The sequence below is a fragment of the Planococcus sp. ISL-110 genome (assembly GCF_018613575.1).
Classification (GTDB): Bacteria; Bacillota; Bacilli; order Bacillales_A; family Planococcaceae; genus Planococcus.
In genome coordinates, this window is sequence record NZ_JAGGPX010000016.1 from 143,154 (window position 1) to 166,510 (window position 23,357).

Here is a 23,357-nt window from a genome sequence, read left to right on the forward strand (position 1 = left end):
CGGATTGTATTTTGGGTGTTTGGACAGTATTTCTGCTTGTTTGGACTGTATTTATTGCATAACGGACTGTATATTGTGCATAATGGATCGTATTTCGGTGATTGGGCCGAATGCACACCTGTTTTATTCCGTACATACTGGGAACCCCCCCAAAAAATGCTTAGAGTTACGAACTAATGGGTAAACATCTACTCTAACCAACTCAACACAAAAGGAGCAATTTAAAATGGACTTTATTACACTGAACAATGGGATAAAAATGCCACAGCTGGGCTTTGGTGTCTGGCAGGTTGAAGACGACCAGGCGACGGCTTCGGTTGCGAAGGCGCTCGAGACGGGCTATACGTCCATCGATACCGCGATGATCTACAAAAATGAAAAAGGCGTCGGCAAAGCGCTGAAGGAAACTTCTGTGCCGCGCGAAGACCTGTTCATCACAACGAAAGTCTGGAACAGCGACCAGGGCTATGAAAATACCTTGCGCGCATTTGATGAAAGCCTCGAGCGCCTGGGACTCGATTATGTGGACCTGTACTTGATCCACTGGCCGACTCCGGAATTTGATAATTATATCGATACGTATAAAGCGTTGGAAAAGCTGTACAAAGACGGCCGCGTCAAGTCGATCGGCGTCTGCAACTTTGAAGCCGAGCATCTGGAGCGTTTGCTTGCGGAATGCGAAATTCCACCGGTCCTGAACCAGGTTGAATGCCATCCCTACCTGGCACAAAACGAATTGAAGGAGTTCTGCGCCAAGCACGACATTTTCGTTGAAGCCTGGAGCCCGCTTGACCAGGGCGGCGAAGTGTTGAAGGATGAAGCCATCCAAAAAATTGCGGAAGCCAAAGGCAAGTCACCGGCTCAGATCGTCCTGCGCTGGCATTTGCAGAACGGCACGATTGTCATTCCGAAATCCGTCACACCGTCACGCATCGAAGAAAACTTTAATGTCTTTGACTTTGAATTGACGGAAGCCGAGATGAATCGAGTCGACGAGCTCAACAAAGACCGCCGCAAAGGCGCTCACCCGAACGAAATGAATGTGCGTTAACTAGCTGAAAACCGCCTCTTCAGAAATAGAAGAGGCGGTTTTTCCTGTTTTTTTCAAACTTTGGCATACTCCTGGCGAAAACGGGTAAATTCCACATAACAGAATGTATTCGAGGAGGAAGAGCCAATGAGACATCTGATTGCACTTGCGATTAAATTTGTTATGGTGACCATTGTCCTGTTAATTGTCCTAACTTTGGCCTTTGACGTATCGTTCGTCAATACCCTGCTGATCAGCCTGGCGTTGACGGCATTGTCCTATGCGCTGGGCGACATCATGATTTTCCTAAATGCCGGCAAACCGGAGAACCAGTCGGCGCGCAATACCATTGCGACCCTTGCCGATTTTGTCACGGCGTTCCTGACCATCTGGCTGATTGGCTGGCTGTTGACCGGCCAGAATTTTGAAATGGTTGCGCCAGCACTGATTTCGGCATTGGTCATCTCAGGCGGAGAATGGTTCTTCCATCTTTACGTCGACCGCTCCGTGGTGCCTGAGTACAACAACTACTCGTCTGTTAAAGGGTGAAGTGCAGCGATCAAAAAAAGAGTCTGTCCCTGATAAGAATAGGGGCAGACTCTTTTTGTGTTTACTTATTTCTTCAGCACCCCAATAACCCGCCCATTAATGTAGACATCTTCACTTCTCATAATAATCGGTTCATAACTTGTGTTTTCCGAGACCAGGATGATTTCACTGCCCATTGGCATGTATTTTTTCATGGTCGCTTCGCCATCGATGACCGCTATGACAATGTCGTTATTGGAAGCGGTGTTTTGCTGATGGACGACCACGATATCGCCTTTATCGATTCCAGCGCCGTTCATGCTGTCGCCCGTGACTGTCAGAGCGAAGGTTTCACTTGGAGACACCACCCATTCTCGCGGCAAGGTGTGGACTGTCTCGTAGGACTCGGTTGCCAATGTCGGCAGGCCGGCAGCAACATTGCCAATCAACGGAACTTCCACTGTTTCGTGCACTTGCACGAGCACGTCCTGCCCAGCTTCCCTCACTTCAATCTGATCACTTGCATCCCGGTCTTCCGCATAATCATACTGCCTGCCATTTTTGAAATTCCTGTAGACACGCCGGTTTTTCGTATCCGGCAAGAACTGGGGGCGGCATTTTGGCAGATCCTGAACTTCTTCGCCTTGTCGGTCGATGATTTTCACTTCAAGCCCATCGGTCGCAATTCCGTAAAATGAACGGCTGTCCGCTTCCATGTAACTCTTCAACTGCGTGACGGCGTCCTCGATGCCACTGCCAAAACGCTTTACTTCAGCGATGATATACGGTATCGCTTCTTCTCCCGTATAAACCTGCACCGCAATGTCGCAATAGCCCTTTTTCGAAAACTGCTGGACAGGGAATTCCAATTCCATCAATTCATACGGATAATTGTATGTTTCATGGAGTTCCCGGATCAGCCATTGGCGGGTGATTTCTTCTTTGGAATGCACATCAACCAACTGATCTGCCAAGCGGTATTCGGTCATACTAATGGATTCAAACGGCCGGAGAGAAGCATCCTTCTTCATCCGCAAATGGTCCCGGTGGATTTCCTTGACGAAACTGGAAGGCTTTTTCACTGAAGACATATACAGCAGTTCATTGGCCCTTGTCATACCGACATAAAGTAACTTCCGTTCATCTGACTCAACCGTTTTCTGGTCTTCGGCATCTGCATACAAATCCTGAGGAATCAACCCGCTGTTCAAATCAATCAAGAAAATAACTTTAAACTCCAGGCCTTTGATAGAATGCATGGTCACCAACTTCACTTTATCGGATTCAAAATCCGGGTCTGTGCTTTGCAGGATTTCGCAGGCAATCCCGGCCTTTTCCAAATCGGATGCTGCACTTTCGATATTGCGTTTGCCGCGTGCCACAATGCACATTTCGGACAGGGCGTAATCATTCTGCAGCAGGGCAATTTCCTCTGCCAGAAACTGGACCTGCTGTTGCGGTGTCAAGAAGAACCGGTAAATCGGCGGGTGCCCGTGGCGGTCAATCAAAGCCGGTTTGACGAAATCTACATTCGACTGGATGCTTTCGTCCGCTTCGATCAAGTGAAAAGCTGCCGTTGAGATTTCGGTGGTCGTCCGGTAATTTTTGCTCAAGGTGCGTGATTTCCCGCTCATGTCGTAACCGATGGTCGTAAACGGCCGGCCTTTGCCGAGCCAGGACTGCGGGTAGATGCTTTGTGTATTATCCGCAACAAACATCAGCGACGAGTATTCCTTTTCTTTATACAGCTCTTTCAGGAACTCCAGTTGGACGCGCGTCAAATCCTGGCTCTCATCAATAATGATATGCGTGTAGCGCCCGGATGCGCTTTGGCGAAGCTCTTCCAATGCATAGATGTTCATCTGCTTGAAAGTAGTCAGTCCGGCTTTTTCAAGCAATTGGCGGAACACGTTCATGACTTCATAAATAGCCTCCCGCGTCTGCGAGTTCTTCAGTAACTTCTGCGGCGTTCCACTGTTTCCAGAGGCCCGCCCAATCCGGTCGACTGATTGATAGGTCGCCAAATCCACCATCGAACAAGAGTGGATCCATTCCACTTCATCCAATAAGAACTTGCTGTTTTTCGGCAACAGCAGCTTAACATCCGGATAGGATTTCTTCACCTCATGAATAGCCTGCACCATGATTTTATGGATTTTATCCACCGGAGCGATTTCGAGCTTTTTCCCGACCCGCTTCTGATACTTCCTGAACTCTTTGAACATCAAACTGTCGATGGTCGTAATTTCCACTTCCGCATCGGATGCGAAAAAGCGCTCCGCTTCCTGCAGTGCTATTTCCGCCATGCGTTCGTACTGATGTTTTATGTAATAGAGCAAGGTTTTGTTATACGTAACAAGCAAAATCTTATCATCTTCCTCATGGCAATAATGATCCATCAGAAAATGGATTCTCCGGATGGCAACCGTGGTCTTGCCTGATCCAGCAACCCCTTTGACCAGCATCGGGCCTGTCGGTTCAAGCTCGACGATGCGGCGTTGTTCCATATTCAGCTTCACTTAAGAAACACCCCTTTTTTTACAACTTCTACCTATATTATAAGAATATTGTCGCATAGTAGCAAGAGCGAATACTGCCAATACTTTCTGCGAAAAAAGCAGGAGCATGACTGTGCAGCAAAATAACTCTCCCATCCCAATCAAATACTTAGATTCTATTTTTCACCCTTTAAATTAAGTGAAAATTCTTGCTATTTCGTTCAATTTTGGTATAACTAGCTTGCAGTCTAATTTAAAGGAGGTCTTTTATGGAAAAGGTAGCGGTGATAACAGGATCAGCGAGCGGATTAGGAAAAGGAATTGCCCAGCGCTTAGCAAAAGATGGATTCAAAGTGGTGCTCAACGACATCAACGAAGAGGTGCTGAATTCGACCCTTGAGGAATTCAAGAACCACGGCTTTGACGTGATTGGCGTAACAGGCGATGTGTCTAAAAGAGACGATCAGTTTAAGTTAGTGGACGAGGCCGTGAATGCGTTCGGGCGATTGGACGTCTTTATTAATAATGCAGGAATCGATGTTGTGACGCCCTTCCTGGATATCGATGAACAGCAATTGACAAAAACGTTTGCCATCAACGTCAATGGTGTGGTCTTTGGCACCCAAGCAGCGGCAAAGCAATTCATCAAGCAGGACAGCAAAGGGAAAATCATCAATGCCTGCAGTATTGCCGGGCATGAGTCTTACGAGATGCTGGCGACTTATTCGGCGACAAAGCATGCCGTGAGATCATTCACCCATTCTTCCGCCAAAGAATTGGCCAAACACAATATCCGCGTCAATGCCTATTGCCCCGGTGTAGCGGGAACAGCGATGTGGGACAGAATTGATGCCGAAATGGTGAAATACTACGATCATATGGAGCCTGGCGATGCGTTCAAACAGTTTTCCGGGAATATTCTGTTGGGCCGGCCCCAGGAACCGGAAGATGTTGCGAACCTGGTTTCGTTCCTCGCCTCTGATGACGCGGACTATATTACAGGACAAGCCATTATCACAGACGGCGGATTGGTCTTCAGGTAATTAAAACAGTTTGCCGAAAATAAGGCTCTGCACTGGAGAGCCTTATTTTTTTTGGCGTGATTCCAAGCGGGCTTGTTCTTAAACAAAAAACACCTTCGAAATCCTATGATTTCGAAGGTGTCCAGCTTGTTGAAAAAGTCCTCACGCTTTCATTTCGCTTCAGGCGGACGCGTTCTTATCATTAGTCAAGGATCTTTCTCGTTAGTATTCCAGAAGAACAGAAGAGGCAAGGAACTTAGAATGGCTGCTTTCCGTTCCAGCGCTCGTTTAACGCGCAGAAACCGACTTGTGTGTGCTTCAATTCCCCTTCTTATTGACAGTATTGGTTGCGGTCATAGACCACCAGGGAACTTTTGCCCATACTGACGTCAAAAGCAATGAGGTGTCTGACCAACCTTCCTCCTGTTCTCCATTTTTATAGAAGTTCTTCACAGTGCCTTATCGATTCCACTTTTTTATACGGTCTCGAGGACCCAACATACTAACCTGATTCGGATAAGGCTGTGAAGCGAGTCGGTTTCCTGGTTCGGATTCTCAGATCCCCGCGTCCGCACGACTTCACTCCACTTCTACAAAAAAATAGTAACACAAACCATGTCCTTGGTTTGTGTTACTAATATTAGTATGTTTCCACGGGCATGGCTTCTGCCGCTTACCTGAAATGCTTTTCCACAAAAGCTTGTTCCTGCTTGGCACTCATCAGCCCAGTGGCTCTCCCCACAGTGCCATTATGCCAATCCCAAATAGTATTGTGAACATGGACAGCATTGGAAAAATCGCCTTGTTTCCATGCGGTTAAAGCTGTTTCATAGAAATCGCCATGATCGTAATGGTCCTTGTTGGCCTTGACGATCGTCAGCAAATCCTCGATATTTTCAGTCGTCATCTCGACTGCGCCTTTCTTTTTGCTGGCAATGATTTTCTGGTGCGTCATCTGGTGAAGATTTATTTGAATTCTGATTTCCTGCATATCAGCAGCATCATCTTCTTCAGTTCCGACTTTTTCGGCCTTGGCTTCTTTTCCCTCGCGCTTGTCGATTGTGTCGGCTACTTTCGTAATTTCCCCGCCACTCGAAGAATTCTGTACGATGAAATAATAGCCCGCCGCTGCCAGCAATGCCAATACGCCGAGAGTGACCCCTGTCGTCTTTATCATGTTCTTCATCCTTCTGCACTCCTTGATGTTAGTGATCTATTCGCGACTATATAAGTTGAACCAATGTTTTAGCAACTCTGTTTTGGATATTCCACAAACCAGCTCCGCTTTCGGGCCCGCAGGATGCGGGTCATGCAGGTGGTGCGGCAGGACGTCGCGGTGCCAACTGCCAAGAGCTTGCGCCGAACGGACTCGGGCTAGATTTCTTGCATGTCGTTGCATCGCTAGGCGGTTCTCTTGGGAGTCTCAGCTGGTTTGCTCCATATCCAGTTGATCAGTTATTCGAAGACGATTAGAAGAAAGAGCGCAAGGCGGTGACTCCTGCGGAAGAACGGAGTGATGAGACCCCGCAGGAGCTTGCGACGAGGAGGCTCAGTGCTTCGTCCGCGGAAAGCATCCGCCTGGAGCACTTTCTTCGTTTCTTCACTCGCAATGAGTTAAAAGAGTAAATTCTTTAGTTCAACTTATATATATTCCTATCTTAGTATGAAGAAGCTTTGATCAGGTTTCAATCCTTTTTGGAAAATCAGGAAATCTTCCCCTGAATCAGGATGAACATCAAAAGAACGCCACCCCCGAAATCCAGTGGCCTCAGAGATGGCGTTGTTTCTATATAATTCAAGCAGCTTTTATTCCACTAACACGTTTAAGCCCCGACCGCCAAAACCTCTTCCAGAATCTCCTCAAACAATTCTTCTTCCACTGCGGCTTCGATAAACAGCTCGCCGCCGTCTTTGTTGAACAGCGCGCTGAGCAGCTCTTTGGCACGCTTGGATTGGCCGGCTTTCATGGTGGCGCGGGCGAGTTCGTAATCGGCCGGCAAGTAATCCGGTTCGTCGTTTTGCAGCGCAAGGAGGCGTGCTGTGGCCGATGCGCTATCGCCCATGGTGATCTCACTCATGGCGAGCGACAGGCGGATCCATTCGTTGACCCGCAGCGCTTCCGGCAAACGGCTTTCAAAGCGCTTGGCTTTATCCGGCCGGTGATCCGCCAGCAGGTGCAGCAAGTGGACATAGCTTTCGCTGTGGTACGGATTCAAGGCAATCGCCTGCTCGTAATAGGTTTCGGCTTGTTCAACTTCCTCCTGAATAGCAGCCATATCGCCTTGCCACAGCACAATCTCGAAATCGGTCGGCTGTTCTTTGTGGAGATCTTGTGCCTGGTGAATGGCGCGTTTCAGCAGCTTGTCAGACTGCTTGGCATTGGCCTGCTGCAAAGTTGCCTGGAGCAGCGCCTTGGCCGCACCGGTATGCCCGGTGCGCTTGACGAACGGCGCCAGTTCGTCGGCGGCTTCTGCTGCCATGCCCCGGTTCATAAAAAACTCGGCAAGGTGCAGCACCGGCACTTCGCTGTCTTTGAATTTTTTTGCCGCGTCCCTGTACAGCGCGATGGCGTTGGAGAACATCACGATATGCCGTGATTTTTCGCGCAGCTTTTTGAAAAAGCCTGTTGGTTCTGGCTCTCCCTGCTCATCCAGCCATTCAGTCAAATGATCGGCGCTGTAGGTTTCGGCCATTGCCAGCTCTTCGCCTTTCAAGCGTTTTTTCAAGCGCTTGTGAAGATCGCCGGTTTTGCGCATGTCCACCAGCAAACGGACGTATTCCGCATAAAACCCTTCTTCGTCCGGATGCTCCGCGATCAGCTCTTCCAACATTCCGAGCGCCCGCTTTTTTTCGCCTTGGCGCACACAAAACTGCATATGCTGATAGCGCGAAGGCAGCGCGCCATTAAGCGCTTTTGCCTGGAGGAATAAAGACTCGGCTCCAGCCACGTCGCCCTTTTTCTCTGCCATATGCGCCTTTGCCGACAACAGCCATTCTTCCGGCACCTGCGCCGATACTTTCTGCAACGCGGCCGCTAACGCATTTATCTGTGTTCTATCGTCGACCAGTTCAAACAACTCACTCAAATCAAGCGGCAACGGCTCGTTTTCCAGCACATGCAGCGCCGCCGTAAAGGCTTTGCGCTTGTCTTCCAGCACCAGATGCGTCCGCATGAGCCCTTCGTGAGATGCCGTAAATCCAGCGTTCTTTTCCGCACTTTTCGTGTAATGGACAAGGGCTTCGCTCCATTTCTCAGCTTCTTCTGCAAGCAGACCCAAACTGTAATGGGCCAAATACAGCCCGTTCATTTCCGCTGCCTGGCTATAGAGGATCGCCGCAAAGCGCTTATGGTCCTCAAGTTCATACAAACTCGCTTCAAAGCACAGCAGCAACGGATCGGCTGCTTTTTTACGCAGCTCTTTAAAAGTATCCAGTAAACGGCCGCGGAACTGCGGCGCTTCGCCGAACGCTGCATATTGTTCGGCCATTTCGTGGAGATCGAGCGCTTCCCGTGCCATGCCACTTTCCAACAAATCCAGTGCCAGCGCTTTGCCGGCGTCGTCTTGCGATTCCTGCCACAGCATCGCCGCGGTCCGGACAAAATAATCGGTGTCGCCGGTTTCCGCGTATTGCGTGACCAGTCTGCTGACCCCATCTATCTGCTGTTGCTTGAGCAGCGCGTGAGCAATATGCGTCACCGTAAACAAATCGGACGGATCCAACTCGAGCGATTTGCGGTATTCCGCTTCCGCCTCCGTATACTGTTCCTGCTCTATGGCGATATGCCCCAAATACTGGTGCAGCACATCGGTCGTCCCGCAATTGTCGATGCCGGCACGAATGGCCCCTTCTGCCTGCTGCCAATCTTTCGCTTCCAGATGGATTTCAGCTATCCGCAAATAAGCGTACGGCTCTTTGGAATCAATGTCCCGTGCCTGTTCAAATGCCGCAATGGCCTCTTCCTCCTCGCCCAGCGCCAGCAGACAGCGGCCAATTTCATAAATGAAATAGCCGTCTTCCGGATGTTCCGCTGACAGCTCGCGAAAACGCACCAGCGCTTTTTCGTAAGCGCCCGATTCGTATTGGATCAGGCTGTGCGTGATGCGCGCAAAAATATCCGACGGCTCCTGTTCGAGCGCGATGCTCGACCATTTAAAGGCCTGATAGGTTTTGCCGGTTTCCAAGTAACAGCGCGCCAGATGGCTGTACGCTACCGGCTGATAATGGTCCAGCTCGATCGACCGCTTCAAGAGCGGAACGGCTTTCTGGTGTTCGCTGCGGCTCATCCAAATGGCCGCTTTCAGGAACAGCGCATACGGAGAATCTTTTTCTTTGACGTGCGCCAGGTTTTCCAGCGCCTGTTCTGTTTCTTCCCTTTGGTAATGCATATGCGCCGCCAAAAGCGCCACTTCCGCATCTTCTGCTCCCAGATCCTGGTGAAGCTTTTCGAGCCAAACCGGATGAAGTGCCTTGGCGCTTTCTGAAAACTGGGTAACCAGTCCGACCACTGCGCCGTAGCGCTCGTCCGGATGCGCTTTCAAAAAGTCGACCGCCACGTTTTCCTCTTTAGTCTTTTCTTCCAAGCTCCAGATGGCGAACAGTTCATGGAAAAAATCATGTTCTGTGCTGTCCAATAAAGCCAAAAGCCCTTCCTGCTCGGAGGTCACAAACATCATGCTCAACGAATCGCTCAGTTTATACGTGTCCGCGACGTCCTGGTAGGACAATAAAAACGGGCCAAGGTCATTCGGATCCTGGATGATCAATGCCTGCAGCCGGTCGTCATAGCCGATCACCACCTGCACATGCGCACTGTTTTCGATCATCATGCTGAGGAGCACCGGGACGCCCTCGTCGATCAGCCTTTTGTATAGATCGATCGTCCCTTTGAAATAGCGTGCCGTGAAGCCAAGCGACTCCATGTATTGCATGGTTTTCTGCAAGTCTGATCCGGTCACATCAAAGACATGCTCCGCGATTTCATCCTGCCCTTTTTTCATGCCGTAAGCTTCCAGCATCAACGCCAGCGACGCCGGGACGCAGTAATTGAGCTTCTGGATGTTCGGCGTCAACCGCAGTTCGCGGCGTGTTGCGTCCCGGCGGATTTCCCCTTTGCCGTAGACCGTTTTTCCAAGCTGTTTGTCGTGCGTGCTGATCCATGCCTCCAGCTCTTCCCAGCGCTCGAGTTTGTACAAACATTCCGCAGCCACGTAAATCCACGCCGGACGAAAAACATGGTATGGATTTTCTTCATTATAATGAGCTATGCCCTCGAGTGTTTTTTCGTAATGGCCGAGGAAAAAAAGAGTCCGGATAATGTCCGCGCGGAAAGTCCAATTGTCCGGCTCCAGTGCCTGGCCCTTTTCAAGCACAGCCAGCGACTCTTTTTGCCGGCCGGTCATCGCCAGCACATCCGCATACAACAGCCGCACGTACTCGCTGCGTTCGGTGGCGGCATCACCCAGTTCTTTTTCCAGCACCCGTTCTGCTTCCAGCCATTCCCCGCTGTGAATAAAATAAAAGCCTTTGAGGTCCGGCCAGACAAAGCCCTTGTGCTCGGCATAGCGGTCAAGCTGGACTTTCGCTTCCGGCAGCCGGTTCAGCTGTGCGAACACCCGCAGCAGCAATTGATGCGCCAACGCCAGTTCTTCTGCCGAATCGTTGCCGGACGAAATGCCCTGCAGCCTGCCTACCATGCGTTCTTCCGCTTCCAGGCTGCGTCCGGTTTCCAATAAGCGCGCGCATTGCCAAGTAAACGTCCGCAACGTACCAAAACGCTTATGTGCCTGTGTTGCCAATAAATGGCTGTACGTATATAAATCCGCCTGATCCGTCAACCGTATCAAGCGGTAAAAATCATCTTCTGTTTCCAGTGTCCCAAGAAATCTGCGCAATCCCCGAATCGAACGTTCTGCCCATAATCCGCGGATCGCCTCGACTGCCTGTTGCGCTGTCCCTATCTCTGTCGCTGTCATTTTCACCATTCCCGCCTCTCCCCTTGCCCCCAAGTAAATGTGGTTGATTTATTATATAGTGGAAAATTATAGGTTGCAATACCATTTCACAAGGCTTGAAAGTTTATTTTTTCCTTACTCGAGAGGCTACTTTTGCAGAACAAGAAGGACTCGCTACATTTTTTCTGATAGAATCGTCCCCTTAAACCAACTGTATAAGTTGAAGCTTTTACCCATCACTTCGGCCGCTCTGGGCATGGCTCCCGCAAGAAGCCAGGCAAAGGACGCCTGTCTTCTTGCTCTGCCTAGCCCGTGGACGCGCCGGCGCTAAGAGATAGAGTGAATTTGAAGCAAGCCTATGTTTTTCCATTGTATTCATAAAAGAGTTGGAGCAAATCAGCGGAGGCGCCCACGAAACAGCGCAGTGACGAGGTGCCGAAAGCAGAGCTGATTTGCGGAATATCAGCAGGCGAAGAATCATTGGTTCAACTTAACTATTTTGGAATGTACACAAAAAATCGCCGCCCCTTTAAACCATCAGAAGGGCGGCGACTTTATTTTTTTGCGGTTCAGCGCTGCTTTTCATCCGCAAACACGCCGGCGATTCTTTGCACCGTTTTCCAAAAAGCGGGACTCAGCCCGCCTTCAGCAATGACTCGGGCGCTCAGGCGGTAAGCGAGGTAAATGCCTCCTATGTCAATCAAGACATCGCTTAGTCTCCCGCTTCGTTCAAAAAACAGCTGCAGGAATTCCGTGAAGAACGCAAATAGGCTGCACAGAATGATGGCTTTGGCATTGCTGTTGATGGTTTTCGCCAGGATCAGGAACAGGATGCCGAAAGACAAGGCATGGCCCATTTTTTGGAACACGTAGGTTTTGCTGTCCAGGTGAATGTCGCTGGTGATGAACAGATCTGACAAGTCTGGGAACAGACGAATGTGAAAGCCGATTTCCTGGGCGAATAGCAGGGACTGAAAATTAAAGTTGTTGGTGGCTAGCAGAATGCACAGAGCCCACAAGATAACCGGTATGTACTTAGCTTTCAAAACACTCTTCCCTTCATTTTTGTTCTATATATTATATCAAGCAGCCTTGCTTTTATACACCACTTTGGGAGCATGGCGTCTTTGGTGCAAGTTGTGAGAATGTGGTTTCACTTTTTTACCTCGCTCTGGCCGCTTTGGGCATGGTGGTGGATTTATCGAAAACTATTCTTTGTCCAAGCAGACATCTCGCCACAATCACTTGAAATCTCAGACGAATTCTCTTTTGTTTATTATAAGTCTACTGGTCCGTAATGACTAGTAGATTTTTCCTATTAACGCAAAAAAACCATCTTTATTATCCAAAATGGTTTTTGCAAACAGCTGGCGATGTCGTCATAAAAAAAAAAAAAAAATCGCCGCTCTGTTTGTAACAGAACGGCGACAAAAGATTGGTGAAATTATGCTTTTACAGGTTCTCCGCTGAAGACGTTGAGTTCAAGTGGGGCAGCCATGAAAGCTGGTGCTTTTTGGCCAAAAGCCGTGAAATGTTCGCTGGTGTTGTGGGCTGCAATCGCTTCTGCATCTTTCCAAACTTCGACCATGGTAAAGTGGCCAGCCTGTTCCGTGGATTTCATTAAATCGTAGCGAATGTTGCCGGCTTCTGCTCGTGATGCTTGGATCAGTTTTTTCGCTTCTTCCAGGAATGCCTGTTCCTGGTCTGGTTTTACCTGCAAGTTTGCGTGAATAATCATCATAATTGAGATCAACCATCCTTTTAAACTATATTTTGTAGATCAGTATTCACTAATGTTCGTTTGCATACGATTCAGCATGTCAGACAGGGCATCGACTTCTTCGGGTGTGAAATCATGAAGCATTTGCTTTACAAAGCCCATATTTTCTTTTCGGTATTCGACTATTTTTTTGCGCCCTTCTTCGGTCAAGCTGACAAAAATCACCCGATTGTCTTCCGGATTTCTTCGTCTGGTCACCATGCCGCTGGTTTCCAGCTGCTTGAGATGGCGGGTAATCGCGGCTCCATCTATGTTCACCGCTTTTTGAAGGGTCGACTGGTTGATTTCTTCAGTGTTATACAGCTGGTACAGCAATTCATAGCGGGATGAGCTGATGCCTGTGCAGCGTTCAAATTTAGGGCTGATTTGGTTTGTGAGCCCTTTAAACAACTGTAGGACTTGTTCCTGTTTTGAAAATGAACACGACATAAATGGACCTCCTATATAAGTTGAACTAAAGAATTTCCTTTTTAACTCAAGAAGAGTGAAGAAACGAAAAAAGTGCTCCAGGCGGACGCTTTCCGCGGACGAAGCTAGCGAAGCGATGCAGAAGCATATCTCTGCCCTTCGCCGCCTTCCGCTCTTTCTTCTAAGCGTCTTCGAACAACTGATCAACAGGATATGGAGCAAACCAGCGGAGACTCCCAAGAGAGCAGCGCAGCGACAGACAAGAAATCCACTCGGGTGCGTAGCCCGAGTCCGTTCGGCGCAAGCCCTGGGCAGTTGGCCCACATCCTGTGGGCACGAAAGCGGAGCTGGTTTGTGGAATATCCATAACAGAATCGTTAAAACATTAGTTCAACTTATATAGTTGATATGAAGCAAAACAGCTGCGACTCCTGCGGAGCAGCGTTAGCGACGAGACGACCGAGACCCCGCAGGGAGCGCAGAGACCGAGGAGGCTTGGGCGCGAGCCCGCGGAAAGCGCAGCTGTTTTGCGGAATATCGACAACGAAAGATTATTAGTTCAGCTTATATAGTTAGAGCCAATTTATAGCTATGTTCACTATCTATTGACCAGTCAAATATAATACAGAATCTGTTAATACTCAACCTGAATCAGCTGCTTTTTAGCTCCAAGTGGTGATTGCATCGACTGGCAGGCGGTACGATTGAAAACCTTCGTTGAGGGCTTTGCCAATCGTAAGGAGCATAACCGGAAGATACCGTTCTTTTTCCATACCGAAGGCTTCCGCAATCTGCTCTTTGTCATAGCCGCCGATTGGATTCGTGTCGTATCCGTAAGCGCGGGCTACCAGCATAAGCTGCATGGACACAAGGCCTGAATCGAGCAAGATGATATCCTTCATTTGTTCATCAGATGCCCCTTCATACAAGGGTTTAAAATAGTTTAACTGAAATTCTTTTACTTCCTGGGACATATAGCCGTGTTCGACTGCTTTGCCGTAAATTTCTTCGGCATAGTCAAAATTTTTGCGGTCAGCAAAAACAGCGATCACTGCAGAAGAGCTCATGACTTTGTCTATGTTGAATGAAGCAAGCGGTGCAAGGGTTTCTTTTCCTTCGTCGCTGTCGATAACAAGAAAGCGCCACGGCTGCATATTAATGGAGGACGGGGCTTTCGAAGCTTGAGTCAGAATTTCACTCATTTCCTCCCGGCTGATTTTCACTGTAGGGTCGTATTGCTTGATGGAACGGCGGCCGTTGACGATTTCATTGAAATCATTTGTTTTTTGTAGGGTTTGCATAGTGTACGTGCTCCTTTTTCTATCTGCTTTTTTATGAGGCCATAACAATTGATGCCTCAATATTTGATGCCTCATACAATATAAACCGGATTGGCGGAATATGCAACCGCAACGCACTGTTTTTTGAACTCGAGGCACAGACATGCAAAAACCGGCCTCTTCAAAAGGATGAAGAAGACCGGTTTTCGGTAGGGCTGCTTTGCCGTTTTTTGGTTAAGCCCCGCAGCATTTCTTGTATTTTTTCCCGCTGCCGCATGGACAAGGGTCGTTGCGGCCGACTTTTTCGCTGTTGCCGGCAATTTCATAGGGCACATCCGGCAGCGGCATTAGGTTTTCCCGCGGCAACAATTCGGCTGGCTGATGGCCACGGTTGGCCCAATGGCGCGAATGGTTGGCGAAATTCGAATACAGGCCGATCAGCTCGTTCAATTCCCGCTCATTTTCGAATCCACTTATATTGATCAAGGTTTGCGCCGCCTGGGTGGCAGCCGTCTCAACCTGCATAACCAACATGACCTCTTTTAATGCCTGCGGCAAACTGACCGGCTTCAGCGGGTGAAAATTAGGCTCGAGCTTTTGGTACAGCTCAAGGTATGCGGCGGTCGGTTCAATATAGAGGTCGTCCGTATAGCGGAGCAACTCTTCTTTGGCCGGGACATACCAATTTTTGCCGGACCCACTGCCTTCAATAAAGGCTTTCGTCCCTGACTCCAATACTTGTTGATGAATAAAATTCAAGCCATCCCGTCTGACTTGGGACTGCTCGATCCGTTTTTTCCAGTCCGCCTCTGTCATGACCTGGAACGCTTGGCCGCTTTTGATGTACATTTTCGGATTCTGCCGGTTAAAAACTTCCACAACTTGATCGAGTGGCACTACTCCATACAAATTAGTGCAGGCTTTGACGTATTTCCAGAACAGCTCTTTGTCAAAATCCGCAGGCAATGCTCCCCATTCCGTATCCTTTTCAATCGGAAGGTATTTATCCGACAGCACTTCATAGTTTATGTGATCGATTTTGTTCCATTCGGTTTTTTTGATTTTTTGGTTAGCCAAGGAGCTGTTGATGCGGCTCCGGTTATACGGGTCGAAATGCTGCTCCTTGCTCCACCACAGCATGTCTTCAAAATCAGGATGCGACTCATCCGCCAATACCGACAGCAGCTGCTGGAAGCCTGGAACGCCACCGGCATCTTCCGGCGGCGCATCTCCCGCGCCGTCCAATACCGCCGGATAACCAAAGTAATAATCGTCTACGATTTTCTCCAAGCGGATATCAAACTGCCAATTGTCACCAAAGTCATATGTATAGGAAAGACGGCCATATTTCTCCAGGTAGTCATCGATCTTCAGCGACTGCGGTTTCCGGACCGTCTGCCCGCCAGCGCCTTTTTTTCTTTTCTTGAACGTTTCATAAACTTCCGGCTCATTGGTTATCAGCAGGTCTTCTTCAGGCAAGCGGAACTCATGGAAATGCAACGGCCAGTCCATGTACTCGCTTTGGAAGTTCGTTATCTCCTGAATCACGGCATGCAGACGCTGAAACGTCGCTCCTGCCGGCACAATCACACGACGCCACACCGGCGGTTCCAGCCCAATCATCTCCACTTTCAATATATATGCCTTCATCCACTCACCATCCGTTTTCTTTTTAGCTTATCATAATTATAAAAAAACTATTATTAATTAAATTCGAAATAGCAATTTAACGATATGCTCGAAGACCAGCTGGATCATCGAGAAGATTGGAAAAAAATTGAAGTCCGTAATTATCAGGACGCTTTATCTATCGGCATTGAGGCAATCCAAGCCGGTTATCCTTTATCCGAAAGACTGATTAGGCAAATGCATGAAATGCTTATGCGCAAGGCACGAGGATCAAGTGGCGCTTCAGGAACCTACCGAAAAGTACAAAACTTTATCGGTCCGACCAATAGAATCAAAGATGCGGCTTATGTTCCCCCAGAGCCGCAATTGATGGATCAATACATGACGAACCTTGAAAGATTCATAAATGGAAATCCTTATGAGACACAAACTGCGGAAGAGTTGCATCCGCTCATTAAAGCAGCCATTGTGCATGCTCAGTTTGAATCCATCCATCCGTTCCTCGACGGCAACGGCCGATTAGGACGCATTTTAATTGTCCTTTACTTATTGCAGAGTAAACTGATAGAAACTCCTTATTTCTTTTTAAGCGAAGAATTGGAAAGGGAGAAATTCAAATACTACGCTTTGCTAAATAGAGTCAGAGAAATTGATAAAACTTCACCTGACTGGAAAAGCTGGATTAATTTCTTTTTGGAAGCCACCATTAAAATGGCTGATCATCAATATGCTAAACTAGATCAGGCAGAAGCCCTTTATCAAAATGGTTTGGAAAAACTATCGCAAACTTCAACAAAAACAATATGGAAGACCATGTTTACTTTGCCAATCGCTAGTGTAAACCAATTGGAAAAAGAAACTGGCCTGTCACCGGCAACAATCCGGAATAGCTTAAAACAGCTTGTTCAGGAAAATATGATTTTCGCAAATGACCGGCAGCGAAATCGTCGTTATTATTTCTATGATTTGATTGCAATTATTAAGGACTAGATTCTACTGTGTAGGTGCCTGATATCCTTTTCCATCAATTCTTATAACATACATGGCAAGAAAATAATGACTGCTACAGGGCATCTCTGCAGATTTTCCCAATATACTGCTGGAAGAGATGAAAGAACAGAAGAAGTTATTCCTGATTTAAAGGCAGACAGCGTCCCTGCTCTAAAGACGAAACAAAAATTCTTCTAATGTTTGAAAAAGAATATGATAAACGAAGTGGAACAATATAGAGAATAGAAGATACGGTCCTTCCATGAGCAAGAGCAGAAAGTTAACTGCTCTTGCTTTTTATTTTCTTCAAGTATTCCACTCGGTCGCTAAAGCGCATCAAACTGTTCCTGTTATCCGATGAAAGCACGCTCATCACCCTGCCAGTGGCATAGCCCTGCTTTAAAGAAATGGTTTGACTCAAAACAAAAAGCCATTTTACGGATTTCTGGCCCCCTCCCAATGACACAACTATTGATTTCAAAATCAGGAAGAGTAGAATGAACAATGTAATGTGTTAATTTTCAGTTAATTCAGTCAATAAGAGGAGGAATGGTGTATGGGAAGATTGCAGGATAAAGTGGCAGTGATTACAGGTGGCGCCGCAGGAATCGGCAAGGTTACGGCAAAACGGTTTTTGGATGAAGGAGCTTCTGTCGTATTGGTAGACTTGTTCGAAGATGCGCTCGCTGAAGCGAAAAAAGAGTTGGGCGACAATGTCCTGACGGTCGAGGCGGATGTCACTAAGGAAGAAGACGTTCAGAAGTATGTCGACAAGACCATGGAACAGTTCGGCAAAATCGATATCTTCTTCAATAACGCCGGCATCGAAGGAAAAGTGGCGTCGATCACCGAACAAAAAATCGAGGATTTTGATAAGGTCATGGCCGTCAACGTACGCGGTATGTTCCTGGGGCTGCAAAAGGTCCTGCCGGTCATGATCAAGCAGAAATCGGGCAGCATCATCAACAACTCGTCTGTTGCGGGACTTGGCGGATCACCGAATGTGTCGCCGTATATCACATCCAAGCACGCGGTAGTCGGTTTGACAAAAGCGGCAGCGGTTGAAAACGCCGCCCACGGCATCCGGGTCAATTCCATCCACCCTTCTCCTGTCAACACGCGCATGATGCGTTCACTCGAAGCCGGCCTGAAAGTGGACGAAGCCACCTTGGCGAAAAGCATTCCGCTCGGCCGCTACGGCGAATCGGAAGACGTCGCGAATCTTGTGCTGTTCCTGGCATCCGATGAAAGCACGTTCATCACCGGTGTCCAGTACCGGGTCGATGGCGGCATGGGCGCGACTTAAATTAGATCGGTCCACTCATAAAAACAGCCAGCTTCGGCTAGAAGCTGGCTGTTTTTTGCTTTATGGATAATTGAATTGTGCGGGTGCCAGGCAATCACATATGCTTCGCCTATAACGGAAACAACCACAAACATGATCCGCTTAAAATTCTGCAGGTTTTGCGCTGAATACCTGAAGATCCACTGGGGCAGCCAAAAAAGTGGGCGCTTTTTGAACAAAGGCAGTTAAATGTTCGCTTGCCATATGCGATGATGCCGATTCGAGGTCGTTCCAAACTTCCACCATCGTATAACGATTCTCCTGTTCAGTGGATTTCATCAATTCATAGCTGATGTTGCCGGCTTCCGCTCGCGTTATCGGAAGAAGTGTGTTGACTTCTTCTAAAAATACATGTTCCTGGTCCGGTTGTACTTGCATGTGTGCGTGAATGATGAACATCTTGAATCACCTATCCTTTAATCGTATTTTTCCGTACTCAACGATTTTCTGTCGCATGCCAGATAAGGCAGCTGCTTCTTGGATCCAATCTTCTCTCAAACAAACAACTTACAAAAACCGCGCCCGAATTTCAGCTTGAATGACCTGTTGCTTGGCGCAGTTGCATTACAACAGATATATAAGTTGAACTAAAGAAATCGCTCCAGGCGGACGCTTTCCTGCGGGCGAGCGCCAAGCCTCCTCAGTCGCTGCGGGGTCTCGGCTGTCTCGCTACCCCGCGGGAGTCGCCGCCTTCCACTCTTTCTTCTAAGGGGCCTTGAACTACTTAACCAATAGGATATGGAGCAAACCAGTGGAGACTTTCAAGGGAGCAGCCTAGCGACCTAAGAAAAATCCACTCGGGCGTCTAGCCCGAGTCCGTTCGGCGCAAGCCCTGGGCAGTTGGTTTGCGGAATATCCGCAGCAAAGTAGTAGCTATTACAAATAATTAGTTCAACTTATATTGCCAATAACCCCTATTCCACATTCTTCAACTCCGAGTAAACCGTTCCGTCTCCTCGGACCCACTTCACGACGGCAAAGCCTTCAACCATGTAATACTTGCCGCCGTCGTCCGTAGTGATTTCCACGGCATCGGTGAAGGTGCGGTAATCGGTTTCAACCGTTTGATTGACGCCGGTGATGGTGGACACCGCATCCGGATTGGAGCCGGCGATAAAGGTTTTGCCGACCCGAACCGGGTACACGAGATGCGTGTTGTGTTCGGCATACGGATAGCCGATGGCGAATCCGTCATAGGTTTCGTACTCCTGCTCGGGGTATCGCTCTTCCCCAATCTGGGTTTCCCAGACAAATTGGCCTTCGCCTCCGTCGGTCCCCGGCACTTTGACATACCGGTCCACACTCTCTCCTCTTCCATATCTCAAGTAGGTGTAGGTTTTGGTTTTATCCCGCTTGTAGGAGTCGGCAATGGCCGCCCGGTTTTTGAACTCAGGCTCTAATGCCCGCGCCAAAAACGCAGAAAATTGGCCGCGCGTCACTTCCAGCTTTGGGCGGAAAGTGCCGTCGGGATAGCCGATGGCGATGTTTGCCGCAACCAACCGGCTGATGGCTTCGTAATAATAAGCCGTGTCCGGAACATCTTTGATGTCATGAAAAAAAATAAAATTCAAATCAAAAACACGCTCCATGATCAACGCCATGTCGCCGCGGGAAACAGGCTGATCTGGCCGGTATGTCCCATTTTTGTAGCCGATAAGATAGCCGGCTTCTGCCGCTTCTGCGATGGAACCGCTGGCATAATTCCCAGCCGGCACATCGCTGAATGGCGTCGCTCTTTTTTCTGTATCCAATCCTTTGACCCTGCCGATCATCACCGCCGCTTCCGCACGGGTCACCACACGATCTGGACGAATAGAGCCATCCGGGTAGCCGGTCACAACCCCATCGTCCTTCAAGTACGTAATCTCTTCATAAAACGGGTGGCTTTTCTGCAAACCTGCAGCAGCCTGTGCAGCATTCACGCTAGGGAAAATCAGAGATAAGGATAATACAATCACCGCAAACTTCACTATATTCTTCATACTTTCACTCCTTCACTCCAATCGATACCCTTTAATCCACCTCCGCTAACTCACTTTCTACTACTCCTTGGGCATTAATTGATTTGATGGTTGAAAAGCCTTCCGCCATGTAATACTTAAAGCCGTCTTGCGTCGTCACTTCTGTTGCGTTGGTGAAGGTCTTATATGGCGTTTCGACGGTTTTATTGACGCCGGTAATCGTGCGGATGATCGTTTCGTCACCCATCCCAACGTTGAAGGTTTTGCCAAGGCGAACCGGATATACGAGCGCCACGTCGTACTCGGAATACGGGTAACCGAATGCAAACAGCTCGTGGCTTTCGAACTCGAAGTATTCATAAGACTCGCCGTCCACTTCGGCGGTCCACATAAATCCGTAAGTTAGCCCATTCCGATCCGGAACATCCTCAAACCGGTGAACGGCCGTGGTCCCGTCTGACATATTGTAGGTATAAGCTTTGGTTTTGTCTTTTTGGTAGGAACGGGCGATGACCGCATCATTTTTGAATTCCGGCTCCAGCGCCCGTGCCAGGAAAGCTGAAAACTGTCCGCGCGTCACCGCCTGTTTTGGACGGAACGTGTTATCCGGGTAGCCGATGGTGATGTTGGCCGCCAGGATCTTGCTGATGGCTTCTGCGTAATAAGCGTTTTGCGGCACATCCGTAAACGACTGGTTGAATGTAAAGACGAGACCAAACACCCGCTCAACAATCAGCGCCATGTCCCCACGGATGATCGGTGCGTTCGGACGGAAAGTGCCGTCCCCGTAACCTTTGACGTAACCCGCTTCGGCTGCTTCTGCAATATAGCCGCTGGCGTAATGGCTAGCCGGCACATCCCGGAACGGCGTCGCTCGTTTCGTGCCATCCAAGTCTTTTAAACGGCCGATCATGACCGCCGCCTCGGCGCGTGTCACTTCCCGATCCGGCCGAATCGTGCCATCCGGGTAGCCCGTAATTACTCCTTTCTCCATCAAATACGTGATTTCCTCATAAAACGGATGATTTTCGGACAAATCCGGGGCGGCAGCAGCAACAGGCAGGACCAAAAACAGAGACAATAGCACAACAAACACACCCATCAGCTTTTTCACAATCATCACTCCTCCGTTTGTTTGTCTGGCTTCTTGCCTCCATTCTACCAGTTGAAAGTTGCTGTTACATCAAATATTTACTAAATATTCAGAAATTAATAAATCCCACTAAATCTCGCAGCCAGCAGCAGATTGCTTTTCTATCTTTCACTTAAACTCTTTTTCTATAAAACAAAAGGGCCAAAAACCATAAAATTCCGACAACAAAGGGTGACCCGTTCCTCCCAATTCGTTACAATAATAAGAGAAGCACCTATCCAAGGAGGTTACCCGATGTCGACATTACAAGAGATTGCCCAATCAGACGATTACGGGCAGTTTGATTTGAAGGAAGTCTACCAGGCTGCACAGCTGTTGCTGCAGCAATTTCAGAAAACCCGCACCGAGCCGGAAAAGCTCACCGACATCATCAGCCACCTGAAAAAACGCCTGGAAGGCCAAACATCCTATCCATTGGCTATTTTGTTGGAAACCAGCCAGTTGGGCATCCAGCATCAGCTGCAAAAAGACTGGAACAGCCCGATGAAGCAACGCCAGCTGTTCTTGTTCGAAAGCTTGCACGCCCAGTTCCGTGCCAAAGTGCCGCCGACCGTTTGGAACCAGATTTGCCTGAACTACGCAGAAGCATTGATCTACGTCGGCCGTTCACTCGACGGGCTGGATGTATTGGAACACATGACCGAAGCGGAAAGGGATCCGTCCTACGAACGCAAAGACGCCGAACGCGGCTGGGGGCTGTTGTTCTACTCGACGTTTCTGCGCGACAAAGAACAAAAAGCCGAAGCGCTTCACCTGTCGCGTGATCTGTTAAAACACGGCGTGGAGAAAATCAGCACTACCAACGGACGCGCATTGTACGCAGACCGCCTGAATCTCGCCGTCAAAATGCTGGAGGAAATCGGCCCCGTCGATGTCACCGGCAGCTACAAGCCGAACTTTTTCGAAGGCCGCGAGCGCGAATACCGCGACTGGTGCGCCAAGCATCATTTGCTGCTGAATGATGACAATGAAACCGATCCGGTAGGCACCATGAAAACCGATACGCTCAGCTACCGCCACAAAAAGCCCGATGACAAAGAGCGCGGCGTTTTCCTCGAGACCTTCATGGACGCCATGATTTCCGAATTTACCGCGCTGCGCTGGCGCCTCTATGACGCCCTCGAGCACGAGCCAGGTGCGGAACGCAACGAGCAGCTGAAGACCGTTTACCGCCAGTCATTTTCGCTGTTTACAAAAACCGCCCAGTTTGTCAGCCATTATTACCAGCTCGACATGAAAGACCCACGTGCCGGCATGCAGCGCATTTGGTTTGAAGACGAGCAGCCGAAAAACCCGCTCAAGCCATTTATCCGCGACACCAAAAATGGCGCGCTGAAGGCCATGTTCTGGCTGTCCAAAGAACTCTTCGGCTACGAGCAATCCCAGACCCAAAACATCGCCACCGTCCGTTCGCTGCTCTTGCGCGACCAGATGGAACGCAGCTTTGTCCAAGTCATCACCAAGAAAGAAGAAATCGCCGAAATCGGCGAACTGCGCAAGCACCAAATGACGCAAGCCGAGCTTGAGCACATGGCCATGAGCAATGTGTTCAAAGCACGCAATGCGATGATGTATTTAGGCTTTGCGATTGCGTTGGAGAAGAAATAGAAGAAATTGAAAAGACGTCTCCGGGAATCTTATTGATTCCTGGAGACGTCTTTTTATTGAATTCCCCATTATCAACTGGATCCTGCGAAAGGCGTGTGATTGGAGTTGGGTTTCTTTTTTACATGAAGGTTTTTCTTTTCTACATGAAGATTCTTTTTCTCTACATGAAAT

At 48.7% G+C, this 23,357-nt stretch carries 17 protein-coding genes; 6 read left to right on the forward strand and 11 right to left on the reverse strand.

Going from position 1 to position 23,357, the window contains the following annotated elements:
* The first annotated feature begins 226 nt into the window (after positions 1 to 226).
* Both J7I83_RS11910 and J7I83_RS11915 read left to right on the forward strand, forming a co-directional pair.
* Positions 227 to 1,051, forward strand: a complete 825-nt coding sequence (locus J7I83_RS11910; protein ID WP_215101010.1) for an aldo/keto reductase — start codon at positions 227 to 229, stop codon at positions 1,049 to 1,051.
* Positions 1,052 to 1,177: 126 nt separating this feature from the next.
* Entirely contained in the window at positions 1,178 to 1,579 is a 402-nt protein-coding gene (locus J7I83_RS11915) for a DUF2512 family protein (protein WP_215101012.1), read from the forward strand.
* 65 nt (positions 1,580 to 1,644) lie between these two features.
* Here the strand turns inward: J7I83_RS11915 and lexA are convergent, their stop codons facing one another.
* On the reverse strand, positions 1,645 to 4,077 hold the full coding sequence (lexA, locus tag J7I83_RS11920; RefSeq protein ID WP_215101015.1) for a transcriptional repressor LexA: 2,433 nt from the start codon (positions 4,075 to 4,077) through the stop codon (positions 1,645 to 1,647).
* A 248-nt stretch (positions 4,078 to 4,325) separates the two neighbouring features.
* Here lexA and J7I83_RS11925 point away from each other — a divergent pair, with 248 nt between their 5' ends.
* The gene (locus tag J7I83_RS11925; protein ID WP_215101017.1) at positions 4,326 to 5,099 is read left to right on the forward strand and encodes an acetoin reductase; all 774 of its coding nucleotides are present in this window, start codon (positions 4,326 to 4,328) and stop codon (positions 5,097 to 5,099) included.
* A gap of 652 nt (positions 5,100 to 5,751) precedes the next feature.
* Here the strand turns inward: J7I83_RS11925 and J7I83_RS11930 are convergent.
* The 7 genes from J7I83_RS11930 to J7I83_RS11960 all read right to left on the reverse strand — a co-directional run bounded on the left by J7I83_RS11930 (position 5,752) and on the right by J7I83_RS11960 (position 16,150).
* Positions 5,752 to 6,264 carry a DUF6241 domain-containing protein gene (locus J7I83_RS11930; RefSeq protein WP_215101019.1) on the reverse strand — a complete coding sequence of 171 codons (513 nt, stop codon included), beginning with the start codon at positions 6,262 to 6,264 and terminating at the stop codon, positions 5,752 to 5,754.
* Positions 6,265 to 6,901: 637 nt separating this feature from the next.
* On the reverse strand, positions 6,902 to 11,062 hold the full coding sequence (locus tag J7I83_RS11935; protein WP_251047615.1) for a tetratricopeptide repeat protein: 4,161 nt from the start codon (positions 11,060 to 11,062) through the stop codon (positions 6,902 to 6,904).
* 539 nt (positions 11,063 to 11,601) lie between these two features.
* Positions 11,602 to 12,078 carry a VanZ family protein gene (locus J7I83_RS11940; protein ID WP_215101020.1) on the reverse strand — a complete coding sequence of 159 codons (477 nt, stop codon included), beginning with the start codon at positions 12,076 to 12,078 and terminating at the stop codon, positions 11,602 to 11,604.
* A gap of 398 nt (positions 12,079 to 12,476) precedes the next feature.
* Positions 12,477 to 12,773: a putative quinol monooxygenase gene (locus J7I83_RS11945; RefSeq protein WP_215101021.1), complete on the reverse strand. Its 297-nt coding sequence runs from the start codon at positions 12,771 to 12,773 to the stop codon at positions 12,477 to 12,479.
* A 39-nt stretch (positions 12,774 to 12,812) separates the two neighbouring features.
* Positions 12,813 to 13,241: a MarR family winged helix-turn-helix transcriptional regulator gene (locus tag J7I83_RS11950; protein ID WP_215101022.1), complete on the reverse strand. Its 429-nt coding sequence runs from the start codon at positions 13,239 to 13,241 to the stop codon at positions 12,813 to 12,815.
* 641 nt (positions 13,242 to 13,882) lie between these two features.
* Positions 13,883 to 14,521 (reverse strand): nitroreductase family protein, encoded by a 639-nt coding sequence (locus tag J7I83_RS11955; RefSeq protein ID WP_215101023.1) that lies wholly within the window; start codon positions 14,519 to 14,521, stop codon positions 13,883 to 13,885.
* A 213-nt stretch (positions 14,522 to 14,734) separates the two neighbouring features.
* Positions 14,735 to 16,150: an IS1096 element passenger TnpR family protein gene (locus J7I83_RS11960; RefSeq protein ID WP_215101024.1), complete on the reverse strand. Its 1,416-nt coding sequence runs from the start codon at positions 16,148 to 16,150 to the stop codon at positions 14,735 to 14,737.
* Positions 16,151 to 16,234: 84 nt separating this feature from the next.
* Between J7I83_RS11960 and J7I83_RS11965 the strand changes: the two genes are divergently transcribed.
* Together J7I83_RS11965 and J7I83_RS11970 are read left to right on the forward strand one after the other, a co-directional pair.
* Entirely contained in the window at positions 16,235 to 17,119 is an 885-nt protein-coding gene (locus tag J7I83_RS11965) for a Fic family protein (RefSeq protein WP_215101025.1), read from the forward strand.
* Positions 17,120 to 17,675: 556 nt separating this feature from the next.
* On the forward strand, positions 17,676 to 18,425 hold the full coding sequence (locus J7I83_RS11970) for an SDR family NAD(P)-dependent oxidoreductase (RefSeq protein WP_215101027.1): 750 nt from the start codon (positions 17,676 to 17,678) through the stop codon (positions 18,423 to 18,425).
* A 141-nt stretch (positions 18,426 to 18,566) separates the two neighbouring features.
* Here the strand turns inward: J7I83_RS11970 and J7I83_RS11975 are convergent, their stop codons facing one another.
* The 3 genes from J7I83_RS11975 to J7I83_RS11985 form a co-directional block, all read right to left on the reverse strand.
* Positions 18,567 to 18,863 carry a putative quinol monooxygenase gene (locus J7I83_RS11975; RefSeq protein ID WP_215101029.1) on the reverse strand — a complete coding sequence of 99 codons (297 nt, stop codon included), beginning with the start codon at positions 18,861 to 18,863 and terminating at the stop codon, positions 18,567 to 18,569.
* Between the two features lie 515 nt (positions 18,864 to 19,378).
* A complete protein-coding gene (locus J7I83_RS11980) occupies positions 19,379 to 20,446 on the reverse strand; it encodes an S-layer homology domain-containing protein (protein WP_215101031.1) in 1,068 nt (355 codons plus the stop codon).
* A gap of 31 nt (positions 20,447 to 20,477) precedes the next feature.
* Positions 20,478 to 21,539 carry an S-layer homology domain-containing protein gene (locus tag J7I83_RS11985; RefSeq protein WP_215101033.1) on the reverse strand — a complete coding sequence of 354 codons (1,062 nt, stop codon included), beginning with the start codon at positions 21,537 to 21,539 and terminating at the stop codon, positions 20,478 to 20,480.
* A gap of 273 nt (positions 21,540 to 21,812) precedes the next feature.
* Here J7I83_RS11985 and J7I83_RS11990 point away from each other — a divergent pair, with 273 nt between their 5' ends.
* Positions 21,813 to 23,186, forward strand: coding sequence for an LA2681 family HEPN domain-containing protein (locus tag J7I83_RS11990; RefSeq protein ID WP_215101035.1), 1,374 nt, complete (start codon positions 21,813 to 21,815; stop codon positions 23,184 to 23,186).
* Positions 23,187 to 23,357 lie beyond the last annotated feature (171 nt).